Source organism: Gilliamella sp. X-57 (genome assembly GCF_057063565.1).
Window position 1 is genome coordinate 64,593 of sequence record NZ_JBXSQI010000007.1, and the last position, 21,179, is coordinate 85,771.

Here is a 21,179-nt window from a genome sequence, read left to right on the forward strand (position 1 = left end):
CATACTTTCCTGAAACTTTTTGACAAACTAACATCTTTACTTAAAGAGCTGAGGATATGAGCCAATTAAAAAATGACCGTTATTTACGTGCTTTGCAATGTTTACCTGTAGATTACACGCCGATTTGGATGATGCGCCAGGCGGGGCGCTATTTGCCAGAGTATCGTCAGTTAAGAGCCCACGCGGGTGAATTTATGACGATGTGCCAAACGCCAGAATTAGCTTGCGAAGTCACTTTACAGCCATTACAGCGATTTGATCTTGATGCTGCTATTATCTTTTCTGATATTTTAACTATTCCTGATGCTATGGGACTTGGCTTATATTTTGAGTCGGGCGAAGGTCCAAAATTTTCAAAATCGATATCTTGTCTGTCCGATATTAAACAGTTACCCATCCCTGATCCTGAGCAATCACTTAAATATGTGATGGATGCGATTCGATTAACGAAAAAAGAACTCAATGGTAAAGTTCCATTAATAGGCTTTTCAGGGAGTCCATGGACATTAGCAACCTATATGGTTGAAGGGGGCAGTAGCAAAGCATTTACTAAAATCAAAAAAATGCTCTATAGTGAGCCCAAAGCACTGCATTTGCTACTTGAAAAGCTCGCCAATAGTATTGCGTTATATTTAAATGCGCAAATCCAAGCTGGAGCGCAATCTATTATGATTTTTGATACATGGGGTGGCGTATTGAGCCATCAAAGTTATCAAACATTCTCACTTGACTATATGCAATTAATCTTGTCGCAATTAAAGCAAGGTCAAAAAAGTAAAGTTATAACCTCGTATATCCCTGTCACTTTATTTACTAAAGGGGGGGGGTTATGGCTGGATAATATAATCAACACTGGCTGTGATGCTGTGGGGGTGGATTGGACGGTGAATTTAAGCCAGATCACCCAAAAAGGGCAAGTTGCGGTGCAAGGTAATTTAGATCCTTCTGTTTTGTATGCAGAAAAACAAACAATTGAATCCAATGTAGAAGCCGTTCTTAGTGAATTTGGGCATCACAATGGACATATTTTTAATTTAGGGCATGGTATTCACCAAGATATCCCCATAGAACATGTACAGCAACTAATTGAAGCAGTACATTGGCAGTCAAAAAGGTTTCATCATGATTAAAAATCCTGTTCAATTAAGAGTAGAAAAGTTACCACAATGGCAACAACGTTTGTTTATGGTTTGCCTGTGCGAACGAATGTATCCCAATTTTGTTTTTTATTGTCAACAACAGCAAAATGACGATGATGCAAAAAGTTACAAAAAAATACTAGATTTAGTTTGGGAATCATTATTAGTTGAAGATGTAAAAATCAATTTTGATTTACAGCTTGAAAAATTAGAAGCGATAATTCCGATTGTCACTGAAGATAGCCCTTATATGATTTATCCAGCTATCGATGCTTGTCAGGCGCTTGGTGAAGTTTTACACTCTTATTTGAGTGGTGAAATGGCCGAGCATACCGCTAAAGTAAGTAGCATATCGGCAACCACCGTTGCTGAATTTGAAATGACCAAAACCAATGTTAATCTTTCACAAGATGCGCAACAAACTTTACCTAGTGTGATTGATGAATTTGATTTACAGTGGGAAATATTAAGATTATTACGTGATGAAAATAATGAAATGATTGCGCTCATAAAAGGCTTAAAAGACGAAATTCGAGCCTCCAGAGTAAGTAATATTGGTGTTTTTTTAAGCGATTAAGCGGTTTAAAGTGTAATTTTTTTATTTTTTATTAAATTTTTCTTTAATATTAGACGAATATAGACTACATTTAACCACAATGTAATCTAAACACTATTTACAGTAGCGAAGCTGAATTTTAGCTTCGTTTATAATGTTAACTTTAACAATAAAATAATATGTAAGGATATACCCATGAATAAAACAGAACTTGTCGACGCTATTGCTAGCAAAGCTGATATCACTAAAGTTGCTGCTAAAACAGCATTGGAAGCGACACTAGCTGCTATTACTGAATCATTAAAAGCTGGTGAACCAGTTCAATTAGTTGGTTTTGGTACCTTTAAAGTTAATGATCGCAAAGCGCGTACTGGTCGTAACCCAAAAACAGGTAAAGAAATTAAAATTGCAGCAAGTAAAGTACCTGCATTTGTATCAGGTAAAAGTTTAAAAGAAGCAATTAAATAAGTTGCTTTTTATCTTTCTGTCAATTTGATTGATAGAAGAATAGGTCATAGGGTATAGCCTTATGGCCTTATTTTTCCGAGAAAGAAAAAACTCATAAAATAGCATATCTGTTGGTTTTTCTATCCTATTTATAAACAATATTGTTTCCCAATTAAAATTTATACTGTTAGTCATTTTAAACAGCTATTTCAATCAATTTAGCTTGTAATATATCGGCTAAATCTTGTGGTGTAATTTCAATTTCTAATCCTCTTTTGCCACCTGATATGAACATTGTTGTGTGTTTATTGGCACTTAAATCAATGAGTGTGGGCAGTTGCTGCTTTTGACCTAGTGGACTAATTCCTCCCACTAAATAACCTGTTACCTTTTGAGCTAAATTAGCATCAGCTAAATCTATTTTTTTACAGTTTAGTGCTTTGGCCACTTTTTTTAGATCTAAATGACACTCAACTGGCAATACGCAAACCGCTAACATTTTATTGTTACCGTTCAAACTCACAATCAGCGTTTTGAATACTTGCGCTGCAGTGACATTTAAACTGGGATCAAGTTTAGCAACCGCTTCTTGCCCGTAGTTGGTTTGATTTGGATCATGCTTATACTGGTGAATGTTAAATTTAGTTTTTAACTTTTTAAGTAAATAAATAGCGGGTGTCATAATTGTTATCCAAATGGTTTTTCATTATAACAAATATAATACACAGCAAATTGATATAGCAAGTGAGTTTCCTCACCAATCTAAATTGGTAAGGATGAGAATGATTAAACGATCAAACTATTAGTTTCTTGCTGATCATCTTTTGTTGGAAAGTTTGAGTTAGCATCATTAGTTACTAACCAATAAAGACGATAGAAAAAGCTCGTCAGGAAGATATCAAAAAAGACAGAACAGAACGAAAAGATAATATTAACTACTATAATATTGTTTTCATCGATTATCATAGACAATATAGTAATAATCATTAAATATGCGATATTAATTAATAGCATAAGAAAAGAAGGATGCCATTGCATTTTTGTCAGTTGACAACTTAACGAAAATAAATCAGAGAAACTTTTTTGTTTAGATTCAGCCAATAATCCAAAAAAGAAGCTAGTGAAAATAAAGAAAAGTACAGAGGAAATAATTAGCGTTATAAAAATTAATGAAATAATCAAAGATTTGGGAAGTAGTAAATTTAAAATAATAAGGATTAAAAATAAAAATAATACTATAACAACTAAGTGAAAAATCATAACAAGGTAAAAAGCAATAATTTTTAATAGATTTTCTAATACTCTAGACAGTAATAATTTGGGGTTAAGTTTATCACTTACATAAAGGTTATAAACTGTTGCAATACTAATTGATTTCATAACAATAGAGATTGCAACTGCTATAATAATAACTGATACATAGCTAGTGGTATTTCCTGATAAATATAATTGTGTATACGTTTCTGGTTTGTAAAGGTAGTAACTTATAACTGAGCTCATTAGTGCTACTAATAGACTTACAAGCGCAATTGGTATAATACGATTACGAAAAAAATTGCATGTTTGTGTAAAAACTAAAGAAAAAGAGATTTTTTTTTGCATTTCCATATAAGTTCCTTACAAGTGGTAACCGATTTAGTTACCACTATTATTTTTGAATGATTGAATTCGCAAATTAAGCTTGCAATAATGAAATATCAGCGACTTTTAAGAATAAGTTTTGTAGCTTTTTCAAAAGTGCTAATCGATTAAGTTTAATCTGTTCATTGTCAACCATAACCATGACAGAATCAAAAAACGCATTCACCGTTTCTTTTAGTGACGATAATTCAACTAACGCATCTTGATAACGACCTTCATTAAAATAAGGTGAAAGTTTATCGGTTAAAATTGCCAATTTTTTAGCTAATTCGCCTTCAGCGCCTGCTTCTAGCAAGGCTGCATTGATCTGCTCTGGAATAGCAATTTCGGCTTTAGATAAGATATTTGATACTCGTTTATTAGCTTCAGCTAATGATGAGGATTCTGGCAAGGTTCTAAAGTGAGTGACTGCTTTAATGCGCGCATCAAAATCAGCCGGTTTTGTTGGATTAAGCGCTAAAACTGCTTGAATAGTATCAATGGCAAAGCCTTGTTCTTGATACCATGCGCGGAAACGACCTTGCATAAAATTAACAATATCTTCAACCACATTTTTATTATTCAGTTTTTCGCCATATAACGATGTGGCATAATTGGCTAATTCAACAAGATCTAAAGATAATGCCTTTTCTACAATAATTCGTAAAACACCAATCGCAGCGCGTCGCAATGCAAAAGGATCTTTATCACCTTTAGGGTGCTGGCCAATGCCAAAAATACCCGCTAAAGTATCCATTTTTTCAGCGATAGAAACTGCACAAGACACTGCCGTACTCGGTAATTCATCACCTGCAAAACGCGGTTTATATTGTTCTTCAATAGCGGTGGCAACTTCTATGCTTTCGCCATCTTTAAGTGCCAAATAGCGCCCCATAATACCTTGCGTTTCAGGGAATTCAAAAACGGTGTTGGTCACTAAATCGCATTTTGTTAATTTACCTGCTCGTTTAGCTTGCTCAATATTAGCGCCAATTTTGTCGGCAATAAAGCCTGATAACGATGCTATGCGAATTGCTTTATCTTTAACAGTTCCAAGTTGTTGTTGAAATAACACCGTTTCAAGACGAGGCAAACGATCTTCTAAACGTTGTTTTAAATCGGTTTGATAAAAGAATTCTGCATCAGCAAGGCGTGGGCGAACCACTTTTTCATTACCCGAAATCACAACTTGTGGATCTTTCGATTCAATATTAGCCACAAAAATAAAGTTTGGTAATAATTTGCCTTGTTTATCATAAACAGGAAAGTATTTTTGATCCCCTTTCATGGTATAAACCAGTGATTCAGCCGGCACTTGTAAAAATCGCTCTTCAAATTTAGCGGTTAGCACAACAGGCCATTCAACAAGAGAACAGACTTCTTCAAGTAGCGTGTCAGTTAAATCAGCCTTACCATGAAGTTTAGCCGCTTCGCTTTCAGCTTGTTGCTTAATCATAGCTTTTCGCTTGTCATAATCAGCAATGACTTTACCACGCTGTTCCAAAATTTCGGGGTACTGATCGGCATTATCGATAGTGAACTCTTGTTCACCCATAAAACGGTGACCACGAATAACGCGGTTTGACTCAATATCTAAAATGGTACCAGGCACAAGCTCATCACCATACAACATGGTGACAGTATGGCATGGACGAATAAATTCGACTTGACTAGCTGCCCAACGCATTGGTTTAGGGATAGGTAATTTGCTTAATGCAGTTTTAACCATATCACATAAAAGATTAACTACGGGTTGACCTTTTTGATTGTGAGTATACGACAACCATTCGCCTTTATCGGTTTTTATACGCTGGGCTTGATCAACTGTAATACCACAACCTCGCGCCCAACCTTGAGCGGCTTTAGTTGCATTACCATTGGCATCAAATGCCGCACTGACCGCAGGACCGCGTTTAACAATTTGGCTATCGGGTTGTGTGTTATTTAAATTTAAGACTTTTAACGCTAAACGGCGGGGAGATGCATACCAAAGTACTTTGCCATGTTCTAAATTGGCATTATCAAGCTGCTGTATAAAATTAGCCGCAAAGCTTTCTGCTAAAGTGCGGAGTGATTTTGGTGGTAACTCTTCGGTACCAATTTCCACTAAAAATGTTTTTTGCATAATCTTTTAATTCCTACTTTGATGCACTTTCGTTAGACTGTGAATTTTGGCACATAGGAAATCCAAGTGCTTCACGTGATGCGTAATAGGCTTCCGCCACCATTTTGGTTAATGTTCTGATGCGTAAAATATAACGTTGTCGCTCAGTCACTGAAATCGCTTTACGTGCATCAAGTAAATTAAAACAGTGGGCGGCTTTTAAAATACGCTCATAAGCTGGTAGTGGAAGTGGTTTTTCTAACTCAAGCAAAAATTTTGCTTCTTTTTCGTGTTGCTCAAAACAATAAAATAAAAATTCAACATTCGCATATTCAAAATTATAAGTGGATTGCTCAACTTCGTTTTGGTGGAATACATCGCCATAAGTGGTTTTACCAAATACACCGTCGCTCCAAACTAAATCATAAACGCTATCCACACCTTGAATATACATCGCTAAGCGTTCAAGCCCATAAGTGATTTCACCGGTAACAGGCTTACATTCAAGTCCACCAACTTGTTGAAAGTAAGTAAATTGGGTTACTTCCATCCCATTTAACCAAACTTCCCAACCTAGCCCCCATGCCCCGAGCGTTGGGTTTTCCCAATTGTCTTCAACAAAACGAATATCATTAACAGTGGGATCAAGTCCTAACTGTTTTAACGAGCCTAAATACAGCTCTTGGATATTATCAGGAGAAGGTTTTAAGATAACTTGAAATTGGTAATAGTGTTGTAACCTATTTGGGTTTTCGCCATAGCGGCCATCTGTTGGGCGTCGCGATGGTTGAACATAAGCGGCATTAATTGGTTCTGGCCCCAGTGCGCGTAAGCAGGTCATAGGGTGAGAAGTGCCGGCACCAACTTCCATATCTAAAGGCTGAATCACGGTGCACCCCTGATTGGCCCAGTAATCTTGTAATGTAAGAATTAACCCCTGAAAGGTTTTGACATTAAACTTTTGCATGATGTTATCTTTATGGTTGAATTGATATTTCGATAATTTAAATAGTGCTATATATTATACTTTTTATCAATACTTGTGAAATGCCTAATCGTATTCTATTTGCCTAGCTTAGTTTATTGTAAGAATACGACGGACCGTTTATACATTATCATGAAAATAATCCACTAAAAATTCATAAAATCTTTTATCTAAAAGCAAATTATGCGGTTTAACGATATTGTAGTTATTAATAAATCGCTCAAGGTATAGTAATTACTCGCATTTTTTACAGTCATTTTCAAGTTATAGTCAATAATGTGGGTATTTCTCTCATCATGTTCTCTGATAAAAAATAAAAAACTTTCTTCTGTTCATTTTTCAAAAAATCCAATCTACATCACACTTTTTCACATTGGTGATTTACTTTGAGAAAATGTGAATATAAAGTTGTTTTAACATTTGTGATTTAAATAGAGAATTTGTGAGGGTGCTAAATGAATATTATTTTGGCTGGACACGGAAAAATTGCCTATGAAATGAAAAATAGTATTGAGATGATTGCGGGGCAATACTCTCATTTGTATGCGATAACTTTTGAACCAGGGGATAGCATTGATAACCTAAAAGATAAATATCTAAAAATTATTAGCCAATCAGAATCCAAACAGTTCATTATTATCACTGATATATTTTCTGGCAGTCCTTATAACGCAGCCTCTATTCTAGCCATACAGTTAGGTAATATCGAAGTAATTAGCGGTTTATCTCTGCCACTTTGCTTAGAGTTATTAAATCTTGATTTGTCTTTAATGAATATTGAAAACGTCTATGCACAACTCGACGAAGTTAAATTAGATTTTATTAAATCTTTCAAATCACTATCTAAAAATATATCTACAGAGGAGGAGTTATAAATGATCATAAATTTAGTTCGTATTGATGACCGATTGATTCATGGTCAAGTTACCACTGTTTGGACAAAAGAAGCCAAAGCAGAAAGAATTATCATTGTGAGTGATGAAGTTGCTAATGATCAAATTCGTTCAGCACTAGTTAAACAGGCTGCTCCCCCAGGAATTAAAGTGTCTGTGGTTAGTATCGATAAAGCTGCTGCAGTCTATAAAAATCCTAAATATGAAAATGATACTGTTTTTTATCTTTTCACCAATCCAACCGATGTCTTGCGATTAGTCAATGCGGGCGTTCCTATTAAAGAGGTTAATATTGGAGGAATGTCGTTTAAAGAGGGAAAAAAACAGATTACCAAAGCGGTTTCTGTCGACGGAAATGACATATCTGCATTCAAAAAAATGCATGAGATGGGTATCAATCTATGTTTAAAAGTCGTTATTACCGATCCAAATGTTGATTTTATTAAACTTCTTTAACAAGGTTATTCAAATTAACTAACATAATAAATGGTAGGAGGGAAACATGGACATTTCAGTACTGCAAATCATGTTCATATTTATTTTCTCGTGTATCGCAGGAATGGGAAGTGTACTTGATGAGTTTCAAACACATCGTCCATTGATTGCATGTACCGTAATTGGCCTAATATTAGGTGATATAAAAACAGGTATCATTTTAGGTGGTACGCTTGAACTAATCGCATTGGGTTGGATGAATATTGGGGCAGCACAATCTCCCGATTCTGCATTGGCGAGTGTGATATCAACAATCTTGGTTGTTATAGGACAGCAAGATATCCAAACAGGAATAGCCATCGCTCTTCCTGTTGCCGCGGCAGGGCAAATATTAACCGTTTTTGCAAGAACTATCACGGTAATTTTTCAGCATGAAGCAGATAAAGCGGCAGAAAAAGTTCAATTCCGAAAGATTGAATTACTCCATTTTAGTGCTCTTTTTGTACAAGCATTAAGAGTTTCTATTCCTGCCACGCTCGTTGCCATTTATGTTGATGCAAATACTGTGCAATCCCTATTAAACATGTTACCTGATATTGTCACTGGTGGGCTTGCTGTTGCTGGTGGATTTATCGTTGTTGTCGGTTATGCAATGGTGTTAAACATGATGATTGTTAAATATTTAGCTCCTTTTTTCTATTTAGGTTTTGTTTTAGGTGGATATCTAAATTTTAGTTTACTTTCATTTGGTATTTTGGGGGTTATTTTTGCCATTATTTATGTTCAATTAAACCCAAAGTTCAATGTAATAAAAGTTAATAACGAAATTGCAAATCCAATGGCAAATACCAACCAAATAATCACTGATGATGAATTAGAAGAATAATTTATAGGAATTTTATTATGAAAGAAATGTTAAAAACTATTCAAAAAAAAGATGTGATTAGTACTTTTATTCGTTCTAATTTCCAGCAAGCTTCTTTTAATTATGAACGTATTCATGCGCTTGCTTTTTGTGTAGATATGATTCCAACAATCAAACGAGTTTATCAAACACAAGAGGAACAACGTCAAGCGTTAAAAAGACATTTAGCCTTTTTCAACACCACTCCTGCAATGTGTGGCCCTGTGCTTGGTGTCACTATAGCAATGGAAGAAGCAAAAGCAAATGGCGCACCAATTAATGATGGAACAATCAATAGCCTTAAAATTGGATTAATGGGACCTTTAGCAGGAGTCGGTGATCCCCTTGTATGGGGTACATTGCGACCTATTACTGCAGCACTTGGTGCATCTTTAGCACTCAACGGAAATATTGCAGGTCCATTATTATTTTTTATTTTGTTTAATTTCGTCAGACTTGCCATGAAATGGTATGGTTTAACCTATGGATTATCGAAAGGAATCGGTATTGTTAAAGATCTTTCGGGTAATATCTTGCCTAAACTGACAGAAGGCGCTTCTATTCTTGGTTTATTTATTATGGGGGTATTGGTGACTAAATGGACTTCAATAAATGTCCCTTTAGTGGTATCTAAAACTGCTGATGCAAATGGTAATGAAATTGTTATGACAGTACAAGGTATACTCAATGATCTTGTACCAGGTTTACTACCGTTGGGTCTAACACTCTTAATGATGAAATTGCTCCGAAAAAAGGTCAGCCCAATTATCTTAATTTTTGCATTATTTGCCGTGGGTATTATTGGTTATGGGTTAGGTATTCTAGCTTAAAATACAAATAAACAGTCTTAAACATCTATGTAATATTTTTGAACCAAAGGAAATAAAGCAAATTGTTATAAATACATTTTTCCTTACAACTGCAGTATAACAAGGTATTTATGCATTATTGAGTATAAATTTGTATCAAATTTAATTTATTAAAGAGGAATATATGAAAACTCGAGCTGTTCGATTATATGGGAAAAATGATCTTCGCTTAGAATCTTTTGAACTTCCACCTATCACAGATGAAGAAGTGTTAGTATCAGTCATTGTTGACAGTATGTGCATGTCTTCATTAAAGCTAGTAAATCAAGGCGAAAACCATAAAAAAACACCACCAGACCTAAAAAATAATCCAATTGTTATTGGACATGAATGCTGTGGTGATATTTTGCAAGTAGGTAAAAATTGGCAACATAAATTTAAAAAAGGGCAAAAATATGTCATACAAGCCAACTTACAGCTCACTAATAGCCCTTATTGTGTAGGTTATTCTTATCCTAATACGGGTGGGTGTGCAACCTATATGATAGTCAATCACGACGTATTACAACAAGATTGTTTGATACCTTATGATGGAAAAACTTATTTTGAAGGTGCGTTAATTGAACCCTTATCCTGTGTTATTGGTGCTTTTAATGCTAGCTATCATTTGAAACCAAATAGTTACGATCATATTATGGGAATAAAGCCTAATGGTGAATTGCTTATATTAGGGGGAACTGGCCCTATGGGGATGCTTGCAATAGACTATGCTTTGGGGGGGGCGATAAAACCCAAAAAAGTGGTTGTCACTGGGCGAAACAAAGAAAAAATAGCGCATCTGAAAACACTATATCAATCACGCAATGGGGTCGAACTTGAATTCGTCGATATATCTGAGAGCGCAGATCAATTGTCTCTATTGAAAAGTAAATCTTCCAAAAATTGTTTTGATGATATCTTTATCTTTTTACCATCAAAAGAGTTAATTCATTTAGCATCGCAATTATTAGCATTTGACGGTTGTCTGAATTTTTTTGCTGGTCCTCAAGATAAAAATTTCGAAGCAGAAATTAATTTTTATGATGTACATTATAATTTTACTCATATTGTTGGAACATCAGGAGGAAATACTGATGATATGCGCTTAGCTGTTAAGTTAATTGAGTCAGGCAAGGTTGAAGTTGCTAAAATTGTTTCGCATATAATGGGAATTGATCAAGCCAGTGACATAACTCAACGACAAGATAAAATTAGAGGTGGAAAAAAATTAGTCTATACTCACAAGCAGTTTGCGCTTAAAAGTTTAGAATCGTTAACAGATAGTAGTGATGATGTAGCATTAAAGAAAATATTAAATAAAAGCCATAATATTTGGTCAAAAGAAGCTGAAGATTTTGTATTAAACAATTTTCCTGATATTGAGTCTTAATTTTTTTGATATACTTTAATAGCATCAAGATGCCATAATATGAATTACCATACATGACATCTTGATATTTTTTTAATAAATAGTGATTTAAAAACATGACTAATAAGATAATACGAACATGATCAATAATAACTTTGGTAACTACGATTTTGAGCAACACAAATTATTAATAAAAATAGCTCAACTCTATTATGAAGAAAATAAAACTCAATCCGAAATAGCCAAAATCGTTAATATACACAGATCAAGTATTAGTCGAATGCTAAAAGTAATACGAGAATTAGGTATTGTTTCTATTTCAATAAATTACGATCTATTGCCCAATATTGCATTAGAAGAAAAAATTCTTAATAAATATAATTTGAAACAAGTTATTATTGTACCTGTCAATCAATATGTTGATAATGACAGCAAAAACCAAATTGTTTGTAATGTTGCTGCAAATGTATTAGTCAAAAATATCCATGATAATGATGTCATTGGCATTTCATGGGGACGCACAATTAATTATATTGTTAGCAGTTTAAAAAATGACAACACTCAATTCAATAATACGACCATTGTACCAATGATTGGAGGACCATCAGGAAAAATTGAAACAAAATATCACGTCAATAATATTGCTTATAAACTTTCGAATAAATTAAATAGTCAAGCCATACTGATTGATTACCCAGCCATTGTTGATACCGAACTATTAAGAATAGAAATTGAAAAAACTCAACATATGAAAGAGTTGAAAGATTGGTGGAGCAAGATAACCGTCGCTCTATTTAGTATTGGTTGTCCTGCTATTTCAAAAAGTTCTATTTGGTATGGATTTTATGGTGAGTTGTTCCAAACGATAGCCAATAAGGACATTGTAGGCGATATTTTATCCCGCTTTTTCGATCAAAATGGAACTGAATTAACGACACCATTTTGTAATCAAATTATCGGAGTGACATTAGATAATCTGAAAAAAATTCCTTTAAAAATATGTGCAAGTGGCGATTGCGAAAAAATTAATAGTCTAAAAGCGGCACTAAATGCCAATTACATTGATATATTAGTAATTAGTGATGAAATGGCTACCCAATTAATTAACTAAGTTTTCAATTAAAACGATTAGCAAATCGCCTTGGGTACTACACAATAATACTGCCTATAAGACTTAATGCTAAAAAAACTATAATATATCAAATATTAAAATTTTGGAATTTCTTTGATAATTATAAAGTTGTTTCTTTTTAATAGGCAAGTCATCTACTTCTGCTGGATTAAAGCCTTTTTCTCTAAACCAGTGAATGCTTCGTGTCGTTAAAACAAATATTTTTTTAAGGCCTAACTGAATTGCTTTTTCCGTTAACTTTTCGATAAGAACGTTTCCTCGAGATGAGTTGCGATATTGCGGATGAATAGCCACACAGGCCATTTCACCCATTTTTTCTTCAGGATAAGGGTAAAGTGCAGCACAACCAATTGTCATGTTATCTCGTTCAATAATGGTAAATTTATCAATTTCCATTTCTAATTGTTCACGTGAGCGTTTGACCAAAATACCTTGCTCCTCAAGCGGACGAATGAGCTCTAAAATTCCACCAATATCGTTAATCGTTGCCGAACGAACCTGTTCAGAATGTTCCATTGAAACTTGTGTTCCAATGCCATCGCGCGAGAATAGTTCTTGTAAAATCGAACCATCAATCAAATAACTTACTAAATGGCTTCGCCTGACGCCACTACGGCACGCTTTTGATGCTGCGCGTAAAAAGCGTGCTTCACTGGATAAATGTTTGCCTTGCATTTCTTTTTGGTTGACATAATTATCTGCATCAACCGGATAAAGATCAATAATGACATGACCATGTTCATCTAAAACTCCTTGCTCTGCACAAAAACTAATTAATTTATCAGCTTTTAAGCGAATAGCTACTTCGGCTGCAACATCTTCAGACGCTAAATTAAAACTTTCACCAGTCACTGAAACACCAACTGGGCCCAACAATACAATAGAGCCTCGCTCCAACTGCTGTTCAATGGCCTCTTTATTTATACGGCGGATTTTTCCTGTATGGCAATAATCAACGCCATCATCTACCCCCAAAGGTTGCGCAATGACAAAATTACCACTGACAACACTAATATGTGCGCCTTGTAATGGTGTATTGTTTAAGCTCATTGATAAACTCGCTGTGATATTGAGCTGTAAAAGTCCGGTGATCTGTTTAACAATATCGAGTGTGCAAGCATCGGTAATTCGAGTATTTTTGTAATATTTAGGTTGAATGTTATGATTTTTAAGCGATTCATCAATTTGATTACGTGCACCGTTGACAATAACAAGTTTAATGCCAAGACTATAAAGTAAGCCGATATCATTGATAATATTTGAATAATGATTACTTTTTAATACAGCACCAGTCAATAAAATAACAAAGGTTTTTCCATGATGTGCGTTGATATAAGGTGCAGAATGTCTCAATCCTTCAACTAACTCTGTTGTACGCTCTTTCATTTGACATCACCCTTAAAATGAATAGTTATTCATATTTTATGTATTTTTATTTATTTTTGGGTTGATCGCAAGGTATTTTTGTAAAATATTTAAGATAAAATTTTCTAAATGCCGGATAGTTAATATGAATATTTAAGATGAATTATTAAGTCAGTTTATTTTATAATCAGATCGTTTTTAATAACTAGAACTAATGAAGAAAACAAAAATGAAAAAGGCATTAATTGCGTTAACAACTTTTGCATGTTTCCCAAGTTTTGTTTATGCTGAAACAAAATAGAAAACTTTATATAAAAATTTGATTTTAATGAAAATATTAAAGAATACTTTAATAAAATCAATACTCCACCTGAACGTTTTTTATGAAAAAACACACTGATTTTTCACAGCATTGGAATGTTGCTATTTATTGCTTTTGAATGTGCTTATAACAAAAATCAAACTAAAAAGTAGTCAATGCCGCAAAATGAAATTACAACATACTTGGTATGTGGTTTTCATTTTGCATCTTTACCTATTTATCGGTATAGTGGCAACCATATTATTGCTTGGTTACAAATTATAAATACAACGCCATGTCTATTTGTCAAAAAATTGTTGTTATTGCTTTTATTGGATTAATGAAGATTAATTTTTTATATGCTGATGATAATCAGCAGCTTCAATCTTTACGTCATGCAATTGAAGAACAAGAAAAGCGTTTAGCACAGCAAAAAAAAGAGCGTAATGAGCTTGTTAATAACCTCAAAGAACAAGAAACCGAAATTGCTAAACTTTTAACATCAATTGAAAGAAATGATTTATCACTCAGAAAGCTCGATCAAGAAATCAATAATTTAATTGAACAAATCGATGTATTAACGATAAAACAAAAACAACAACGAATGATATTATCAAAACAGCTAGAAAGCGCATTTAAATTAGGCAATACAACTGGGTTGGAGTTGATTTTTTCGGGTGAGAAAAGTGAACGTAATGACCGTATAATCACTTATTACGGTTACATTAACCAAGCACGTCAACAACAAATTCACGATCTTCAAGATACACAAACCCAATTAAACGAAAAAAGAGTTGAGTTACAAAAAAAGCAAGCTTTGCATAAAACATTACAAAGTAAACAGAAAGAGCAACAAGCAGGGCTTGAAAAAAACCGTCAAAATCGGCAAAACACGATAACTTCTCTTGAGTCATCCATGCAAGTAAATCAACAAAAATTAATTGATTTACGTCATAATGAAATTAAATTACAAGCGAAAATCGCCCAAGCGGAAAAAGAAAATCGGCGCATAGCAGAAGAAGAAGCAAAACAAGCAAAAAATATTGAAGAAAAGCAAAAGAATACGCGTTATAATCCGAATTCTGATGAGCGGTCATTAATGGCGCGTGTAAGTGGTATTGGTAAACCTCAGCACCAGTTTAGTTGGCCTGTGAATGGTCGTGTTGTACATAGGTTTGGGGAGTCACTCCAAGGTGAATTACGCTGGAAAGGAATAGTGATTAATGCCAAAGATGGCACGCAAGTTAAAGCCATTGCTGATGGTCGAGTTATATTGGCAAGTTGGTTACAGGGCTATGGCTTTGTTGTTGCGCTTGAGCATGGTAAAGGTGATATGAGTTTATATGGCTATAATCAACGCATGTTGGTTGCGGTGGGGGACAAGATTCAAAGTGGGCAACCTATTGCATTAGTTGGTTCAAGTGGTGGGCAAAATACGCCTGCTTTATATTTTGAGATCCGTCGTGATGGTAAGGCACTTGACCCGAGTGGGTGGTTAAAATAGTGCGTTATTTTATTATTATTCTTATTATAAGCCTATGGGCGTTAAATACTCACAGTGTTTGGGCTGCAAAACTTGCTATCGTCATTGATGATTTTGGATATCGTCAACATAATGAAGAGCAAGTAATTTCATTGTCGCCTAATATTAATGTTGCGGTTTTACCCAATTCGCCCCATGCTAGGCGTATTGCAAATAGGGCTCATGATCATGGTAATGATGTGATAATTCACTTACCTATGGCACCACTAGGTAAACAGCCTCTAGAGAAAGACACGCTATTTCCCTCTATGAGCGACGTTGAAGTAAATCGCATTGTAACCAATGCGATTGAGCAGGTGCCGCATGCGATTGGTGTTAATAATCATATGGGTAGTTTGATGACATCAAATCTTACTGGTATGGCACATGTTATGAAAGCATTGAGCCATTATTCAATGTTTTTCTTGGATAGTAAAACAATCGGTAAAACTCAAATAAAAAAAGCTGCCAGCTATTATAATATCCCAGTGTTAACGCGAGATGTATTTTTAGATGATGAGCAAAAAGAAAGTGCTATTAGCCAGCAATTTGATTTGGCCGTTAAGCTGGCACGAAAAAATGGTATAGCCATTGCTATTGGTCACCCTCATCCGCAAACGATTAATGTATTAAGAACAAAGCTTGCTAATTTACCTGAAGATATTGAATTGACCAAACTGAGTCATTTGATTACGACAATACCAACATCAGCGAAGCATAAAACTACGCTGAAAGACATTTTTGAAAAATGTAAAAAACAAATTGAAGAATTATCAAATTATAAAACTTTAGACGAATAATGATTACCTTTTTTCTAAAGTTCGATGCCGAATTTGCACTTGCTTGTTTTGGGCTTTAAAAAATGCGGCTAATTGTTCCACAATAAAGACAGAGCGATGTTGACCTCCAGTGCAGCCAATTGCAATGGTTAAGTAACTGCGGTTATTCTTTTCTAACAAAGGTAGCCATTGATTTAAGTAATTGGCAGTTTGATAGATAAAATTAGATACTTCGTCGTGTTTTAATAAATATTCTTTTACAGGCTCATCTAATCCTGTTAGTGGCCGCAAGCTGACATCCCAATGCGGGTTGGGTAAAAACCTAACATCAAACACAAAATCGGCATCAACCGGTAAACCATGTTTAAACCCAAATGATTCAAAAATTATGGTTAATTCGCGTTCTTTTTTACCCAAAATACGTGATCTTAATATGCCAGATAGTTCATGAACTGAAAGGTTATCGGTGTTTATAACTAGGCTTGCATGCGATTTTAAAGGTTCTAGATATTTTTCTTCAAGATCGATTGCTTCTTCAAGAGAATATTGTTGATTGGTTAATGGGTGAATTCGCCTTGTTTCACTATAGCGCCGAATTAATGTATTGCGACTACAATCAAAGAAAATAATTTCGGGTGTGACTGTTTGAGGTAAGCGTTGAAAAATATCGCTATTAAAATCAAAATTCTCAGGTAAGTTTCGAATATCAATACTAATAGCAACAGGGGTATTATTGTCTTTTAATGAGTTGGCTAATTGCGGTAATAAAACAACGGGGATATTATCAACACAATAAAATCCCATATCTTCTAGCGCTCGCAGAGCGATTGATTTGCCAGAACCCGAGCGACCACTTACTATCAATAGAATCACAATATTAACTCCAATATCATTGATGGTTTAATTATATACTGTTTATTTCTTTATATACAATTTCGAATATAAATAATAGTGTTAACAATTAATATTCAGTTTTAATTTTAGTGATCAATTGTTTAAGTGCTTGACCTCGATGTGATATTTGGCTTTTCTGTTCTTTAGTTAGCTGCGCTGCGCTGCAGCCTAATTCTGGCACATAAAAAAGTGGGTCATAACCAAACCCCCCTTCGCCTTGTTCTTCATTTAAGATTAAACCATGCCATTTGCCTAAACAGATGATAGGAGTTGGGTCGTTTTCGTGTCGCATAAAAACCAGCGCACAATAAAAGTAAGCGGTGCGTCTTTCTTTTGGCGTGTTTTGTAATGCCTTAAGTAATTTTTTATTGTTGCTTTTATCATCACTATGTTCACCCGCATAACGAGCAGAATAGATGCCAGGTTGTCCACCTAGCGCATCGACCGCTAAGCCAGAGTCATCAGCAATGGCTGGGAGTCCTGTTAATTTGGCGGTATGCCTTGCTTTTAAAATTGCATTTTCAATAAAGGTTAAACCGGTTTCCTCGACATCGGGCACATTAAATTGGCTTTGCGCAATAATATCAAAACCTGCATCGGCGAGTAATTTTTGCAATTCATTGACTTTGCCTTGATTATTTGTTGCTAAAACAATTTTTTGCATTTTATTTCCTTTATATCAATTGGTTATAATTTATTAGTACGAGCAGATTTTATATAATTGGCGCTAATGTTATATCCCTATTTTAAAAATCCGGTTCACAGCTAAACGTCATACTTTCGCCTGTTTTGGGGTGATTAATTGTGAGTAATTGCGCATGTAATAGCAGTCTTTTAGACATGGCAAATGCTTCGGGATGCGCATAAAATTTATCACCTAAAATCGGGTGACCAATGGCTTGCATATGAACACGTAATTGATGCGATCGCCCTGTAAAAGGCAATAATTTTACTCGTGTTGTATTATCTGGATTGCGTGAAATCACCTGATATTCAGTTAGCGCATGTTTGCCATTTTCTAAATCGACCATTTGCCTTGGGCGATTGGGCCAATCACAAATTAAAGGTAATTCGACACAACCTGTGTCATTTTGAATATGCCCATGTACAACAGCAATATAGATTTTTTTAGGGATCCTTTCTCGAAACTGTTTTTTTATTTCTCGATCAGCCAGTTTAGACAGTGCGGCAACCATAATGCCACTGGTTGCCATATCTAACCGATGAACGGATTCGACGTAGCTATATTTTTGCTGTAATCGATGAATAATACTATCAATAAATTGGGGTTTATTGCCTGAAACTGACAAAATACCAGGTTGTTTGTTTACAACCACAATATGGTCGTCTTGATACAAAATAGATAGCCAAGGTTCAATAGGCGGGTGATATTCCAAAAGCATTTATGTGTGACAATTTGTAAAATAAAATTGCCACACATTCTAACAAACTCAACAAAAAGTGCCAGTGTTATAAATAACGTTACTTATTACTCCAGATTGAACCTTTAGGCGATGGGAAGATCTGTGAGATTAACACGCCTAAACCAACAATAAGATAGCAGGCAAAAATAATAATCATCCATTGTGACATTTCGATGGTTAAAAATGACCAAATTTTATCGGCACAAGAACCATAAGCTTTAAACATGCTAGGAAACCAAGAATCTAAGGGCAACCAAACGGGAAATTGCGCATTAATTGTGCAAGTGTCGCTTAAGTTAGGTTCGAACTGTAAATGGGCATGGAATGCTGCTAAAGTAAAGCCTTGATAGGCGCTAAAAAGCCAAATTAAAAGCCCCATTAACCGAACCACAATATTAGAAGGTGCAATAAATCCAATAATACTCGCCAGCATGATACCGAAAATAGCACAACGTTGATAAATACAGAGAGTACAAGGAGCAAGCCCTAAACTATGTTGAAAATAAAGTGCGGTTATTTCAAAAGTAAGAGTAGAAAAGAACAATAAGAACCAAGCAAATCGACCTTTTGAGTATTGATTAAGCAACGATAACATACTATTTTATTCTCCCATATTCCGTTATAATCTTTTCTTTAATTATATCGAATATAATCTATCTTATTTTTTAATTACGATAGTGTAGTTTATTTTTGAATAATGTAAACGACTTTATCTATAGATGGCGGGTTAATCATTTCTTATGGACTCAACTGTTCCACAATCAAAATTACAAGTCTCATTTGTTACTATTTCAGAGGAAAATGCGACGCAGCGAATTGATAACTTTTTAATCACCTATTTAAAAGGTGTGCCAAAAAGTATGATTTATCGTATTTTAAGGAAAGGTGAAGTTCGTGTTAACAAAAAACGGATCAAACCTGAATATAAATTGAATATTGGTGATGAAGTCCGAATTCCTCCTGTTCGCATGACAGAAAAATCTATGCCCGAAATTTCGACTAAGCTTAATAAAGTTGCTGACTTAGAAAAAGCAATTATCTATGAAGACGAGGTAATGCTGGCGATCAATAAACCATCAGGTATTGCCGTTCATGGTGGTAGTGGCTTAAGTTTTGGCGTAATTGAAGGCTTGCGCGCCTTAAGACCAGAAGCGAAGTTTTTGGAGTTGGTTCATCGCATCGACCGTGAAACATCGGGTGTGTTGTTGATTGCTAAAAAGCGCTCTGCATTAAAAGCGCTACACGAACAATTACGACTTAAACAAATGCAGAAAAATTATTTGGCACTTGTTAAGGGGAATTGGTCTTCTGACTGTAAAGTGATACAAGCACCATTGCTTAAAAATGTATTAAAAAGTGGTGAGCGAGTGGTGAAAGTTGATAAAGAAGGTAAACCATCTGAAACGCGTTTTAAAGTTGAAGAACGTTTTAATTTTGCCACGTTAATTAAAGCAAGCCCTGTTACTGGGCGTACCCATCAAATCCGTATACATACGCAATATGCTAATCATCCAATTGCTTTTGATGATCGCTATGGTGATAGGCAATTTGATGCATTATTGGCTGATACAAAGCTTAATCGATTATTTTTACATGCCGCCAGTGTTAAATTTATTCATCCTAAAAGTTTACAAGAGATGCAATTACATGCGCCAATGGATGCTACTTTACAGGCTTGTTTAACCTATCTTAGAAAAGATAAATATCAGCAAAAAGAATTTTAAAATAAAAAAGGTAGTGAGTACGAATGAAAGATATTAATTTATATTTAATTAGACATGGTCAAACGCAGTGGAATATTAAAGATCAGATGCAAGGGTCACAAAATTCACCGTTAACCGAACAAGGTATTTTAGGTGCTAAAGTCACGGGGCAACATTTAAAAAATGTTCCTTTTATGCAAGCATACTCAAGTCCCCAACAACGCGCAATGGAAACCCGCGATTATATTGTGAACGAAAATAATCTTGCTATTCCTACTTATGAGCTTGCTCATCTACGCGAAATGGATTTTGGCATTTGGGAAGGTAAACATGTACCAACTTTAAAACAAGAAGTGCCCGAATTTAACGTTTATTTAACTGATCCCGCTAATTTTGATGCCGCTGTCAATCAAGGCGAAAATTACCTTGATATACTCGCGCGTATGAAGCAGGGGCTAAACACTATTGTACAAAACGCACCCCAAGATACCGGTAATATTTTGGTTGTATCGCACGGTACAGTATTACGCATATTACTTTGTGTTTTAAATGGTGGCGATTGGCGTTTACATCGTGATGAGGCTTATTTTCCACGGATGTTAAATACCAGCATTAGTGTAGTTAACTATAAACAAAGTAATGATCAGGATGAAGGTATATTTACTGTGAAATTTTTCAATAATGTGGATCATTTAGCTGAAAAATAAAGGCGTTATCTTCTCGACTAGTGGTTATTTCAATGATTAGTCGAGAAGTTAT

General features: G+C 34.9%; 22 protein-coding genes. 13 read left to right on the forward strand and 9 right to left on the reverse strand.

Features of this window, described 5'->3' with window-relative positions:
• Window positions 1–56 precede the first annotated feature (56 nt).
• The 3 genes from hemE to ACYIAL_RS04880 all read left to right on the forward strand — a co-directional run bounded on the left by hemE (window position 57) and on the right by ACYIAL_RS04880 (window position 2,163).
• Complete coding sequence (gene hemE, locus ACYIAL_RS04870; RefSeq protein ID WP_483746914.1) at window positions 57–1,130, forward strand: uroporphyrinogen decarboxylase; 1,074 nt, start codon at window positions 57–59, stop codon at window positions 1,128–1,130.
• Window positions 1,123–1,716, forward strand: a complete 594-nt coding sequence (locus tag ACYIAL_RS04875; protein WP_483746913.1) for a YjaG family protein — start codon at window positions 1,123–1,125, stop codon at window positions 1,714–1,716. The genes hemE and ACYIAL_RS04875 overlap by 8 nt, the downstream gene beginning before the upstream one ends.
• Before the next feature lie 174 nt (window positions 1,717–1,890).
• Window positions 1,891–2,163, forward strand: a complete 273-nt coding sequence (locus ACYIAL_RS04880; protein WP_110434661.1) for an HU family DNA-binding protein — start codon at window positions 1,891–1,893, stop codon at window positions 2,161–2,163.
• 175 nt (window positions 2,164–2,338) lie between these two features.
• Here the strand turns inward: ACYIAL_RS04880 and ybaK are convergent, their stop codons facing one another.
• The 4 genes from ybaK to glyQ all read right to left on the reverse strand — a co-directional run bounded on the left by ybaK (window position 2,339) and on the right by glyQ (window position 6,833).
• Window positions 2,339–2,824, reverse strand: coding sequence for a Cys-tRNA(Pro) deacylase (gene ybaK, locus ACYIAL_RS04885; RefSeq protein WP_483746912.1), 486 nt, complete (start codon window positions 2,822–2,824; stop codon window positions 2,339–2,341).
• A gap of 104 nt (window positions 2,825–2,928) precedes the next feature.
• A complete protein-coding gene (locus ACYIAL_RS04890; RefSeq protein WP_483746911.1) occupies window positions 2,929–3,750 on the reverse strand; it encodes a hypothetical protein in 822 nt (273 codons plus the stop codon).
• A 67-nt stretch (window positions 3,751–3,817) separates the two neighbouring features.
• Window positions 3,818–5,890: a glycine--tRNA ligase subunit beta gene (glyS, locus tag ACYIAL_RS04895; protein ID WP_483746956.1), complete on the reverse strand. Its 2,073-nt coding sequence runs from the start codon at window positions 5,888–5,890 to the stop codon at window positions 3,818–3,820.
• 10 nt (window positions 5,891–5,900) lie between these two features.
• Window positions 5,901–6,833: a glycine--tRNA ligase subunit alpha gene (gene glyQ / locus ACYIAL_RS04900; RefSeq protein ID WP_065638543.1), complete on the reverse strand. Its 933-nt coding sequence runs from the start codon at window positions 6,831–6,833 to the stop codon at window positions 5,901–5,903.
• A 473-nt stretch (window positions 6,834–7,306) separates the two neighbouring features.
• Here glyQ and ACYIAL_RS04905 point away from each other — a divergent pair, with 473 nt between their 5' ends.
• The 6 genes from ACYIAL_RS04905 to ACYIAL_RS04930 all read left to right on the forward strand — a co-directional run bounded on the left by ACYIAL_RS04905 (window position 7,307) and on the right by ACYIAL_RS04930 (window position 12,411).
• Window positions 7,307–7,726, forward strand: coding sequence for a PTS sugar transporter subunit IIA (locus ACYIAL_RS04905; RefSeq protein ID WP_483746910.1), 420 nt, complete (start codon window positions 7,307–7,309; stop codon window positions 7,724–7,726).
• Entirely contained in the window at window positions 7,727–8,200 is a 474-nt protein-coding gene (locus tag ACYIAL_RS04910; protein WP_174797071.1) for a mannose/fructose/sorbose PTS transporter subunit IIB, read from the forward strand.
• A 46-nt stretch (window positions 8,201–8,246) separates the two neighbouring features.
• A complete protein-coding gene (locus ACYIAL_RS04915) occupies window positions 8,247–9,065 on the forward strand; it encodes a PTS mannose/fructose/sorbose transporter subunit IIC (RefSeq protein ID WP_174797072.1) in 819 nt (272 codons plus the stop codon).
• Between the two features lie 26 nt (window positions 9,066–9,091).
• Window positions 9,092–9,913, forward strand: coding sequence for a mannose/fructose/sorbose PTS transporter subunit IID (locus ACYIAL_RS04920; protein ID WP_483746955.1), 822 nt, complete (start codon window positions 9,092–9,094; stop codon window positions 9,911–9,913).
• A 163-nt stretch (window positions 9,914–10,076) separates the two neighbouring features.
• On the forward strand, window positions 10,077–11,321 hold the full coding sequence (locus ACYIAL_RS04925; RefSeq protein ID WP_483751122.1) for an alcohol dehydrogenase catalytic domain-containing protein: 1,245 nt from the start codon (window positions 10,077–10,079) through the stop codon (window positions 11,319–11,321).
• 118 nt (window positions 11,322–11,439) lie between these two features.
• Window positions 11,440–12,411 (forward strand): sugar-binding transcriptional regulator, encoded by a 972-nt coding sequence (locus ACYIAL_RS04930; protein ID WP_483746908.1) that lies wholly within the window; start codon window positions 11,440–11,442, stop codon window positions 12,409–12,411.
• Between the two features lie 78 nt (window positions 12,412–12,489).
• Here ACYIAL_RS04930 and argA read toward each other — a convergent pair whose 3' ends face one another.
• Complete coding sequence (gene argA, locus ACYIAL_RS04935) at window positions 12,490–13,818, reverse strand: amino-acid N-acetyltransferase (protein WP_174797076.1); 1,329 nt, start codon at window positions 13,816–13,818, stop codon at window positions 12,490–12,492.
• A gap of 575 nt (window positions 13,819–14,393) precedes the next feature.
• Here argA and envC point away from each other — a divergent pair.
• Entirely contained in the window at window positions 14,394–15,602 is a 1,209-nt protein-coding gene (envC, locus tag ACYIAL_RS04940; RefSeq protein WP_174797077.1) for a murein hydrolase activator EnvC, read from the forward strand.
• Entirely contained in the window at window positions 15,602–16,420 is an 819-nt protein-coding gene (locus ACYIAL_RS04945; protein WP_483746907.1) for a divergent polysaccharide deacetylase family protein, read from the forward strand. The genes envC and ACYIAL_RS04945 overlap by 1 nt, the downstream gene beginning before the upstream one ends.
• 3 nt (window positions 16,421–16,423) lie before the next feature.
• On the opposite strand, the gene rapZ is transcribed toward ACYIAL_RS04945, so the two are convergent.
• The 4 genes from rapZ to dsbB form a co-directional block, all read right to left on the reverse strand.
• A complete protein-coding gene (rapZ, locus tag ACYIAL_RS04950; RefSeq protein ID WP_174797078.1) occupies window positions 16,424–17,272 on the reverse strand; it encodes an RNase adapter RapZ in 849 nt (282 codons plus the stop codon).
• 88 nt (window positions 17,273–17,360) lie between these two features.
• Window positions 17,361–17,957, reverse strand: a complete 597-nt coding sequence (locus ACYIAL_RS04955) for an XTP/dITP diphosphatase (protein ID WP_483751123.1) — start codon at window positions 17,955–17,957, stop codon at window positions 17,361–17,363.
• Window positions 17,958–18,039: 82 nt separating this feature from the next.
• Entirely contained in the window at window positions 18,040–18,696 is a 657-nt protein-coding gene (gene rluA, locus ACYIAL_RS04960) for a bifunctional tRNA pseudouridine(32) synthase/23S rRNA pseudouridine(746) synthase RluA (protein WP_065638549.1), read from the reverse strand.
• 79 nt (window positions 18,697–18,775) lie between these two features.
• The gene (gene dsbB, locus ACYIAL_RS04965) at window positions 18,776–19,312 is read right to left on the reverse strand and encodes a disulfide bond formation protein DsbB (RefSeq protein WP_483746906.1); all 537 of its coding nucleotides are present in this window, start codon (window positions 19,310–19,312) and stop codon (window positions 18,776–18,778) included.
• A 145-nt stretch (window positions 19,313–19,457) separates the two neighbouring features.
• On the opposite strand from dsbB, the gene rluC reads away from it, so the two are divergent.
• Together rluC and ACYIAL_RS04975 are read left to right on the forward strand one after the other, a co-directional pair.
• The gene (rluC, locus tag ACYIAL_RS04970; RefSeq protein WP_483746905.1) at window positions 19,458–20,441 is read left to right on the forward strand and encodes a 23S rRNA pseudouridine(955/2504/2580) synthase RluC; all 984 of its coding nucleotides are present in this window, start codon (window positions 19,458–19,460) and stop codon (window positions 20,439–20,441) included.
• A 23-nt stretch (window positions 20,442–20,464) separates the two neighbouring features.
• Window positions 20,465–21,127 carry a histidine phosphatase family protein gene (locus ACYIAL_RS04975; RefSeq protein WP_174797082.1) on the forward strand — a complete coding sequence of 221 codons (663 nt, stop codon included), beginning with the start codon at window positions 20,465–20,467 and terminating at the stop codon, window positions 21,125–21,127.
• Window positions 21,128–21,179: the final 52 nt, after the last annotated feature.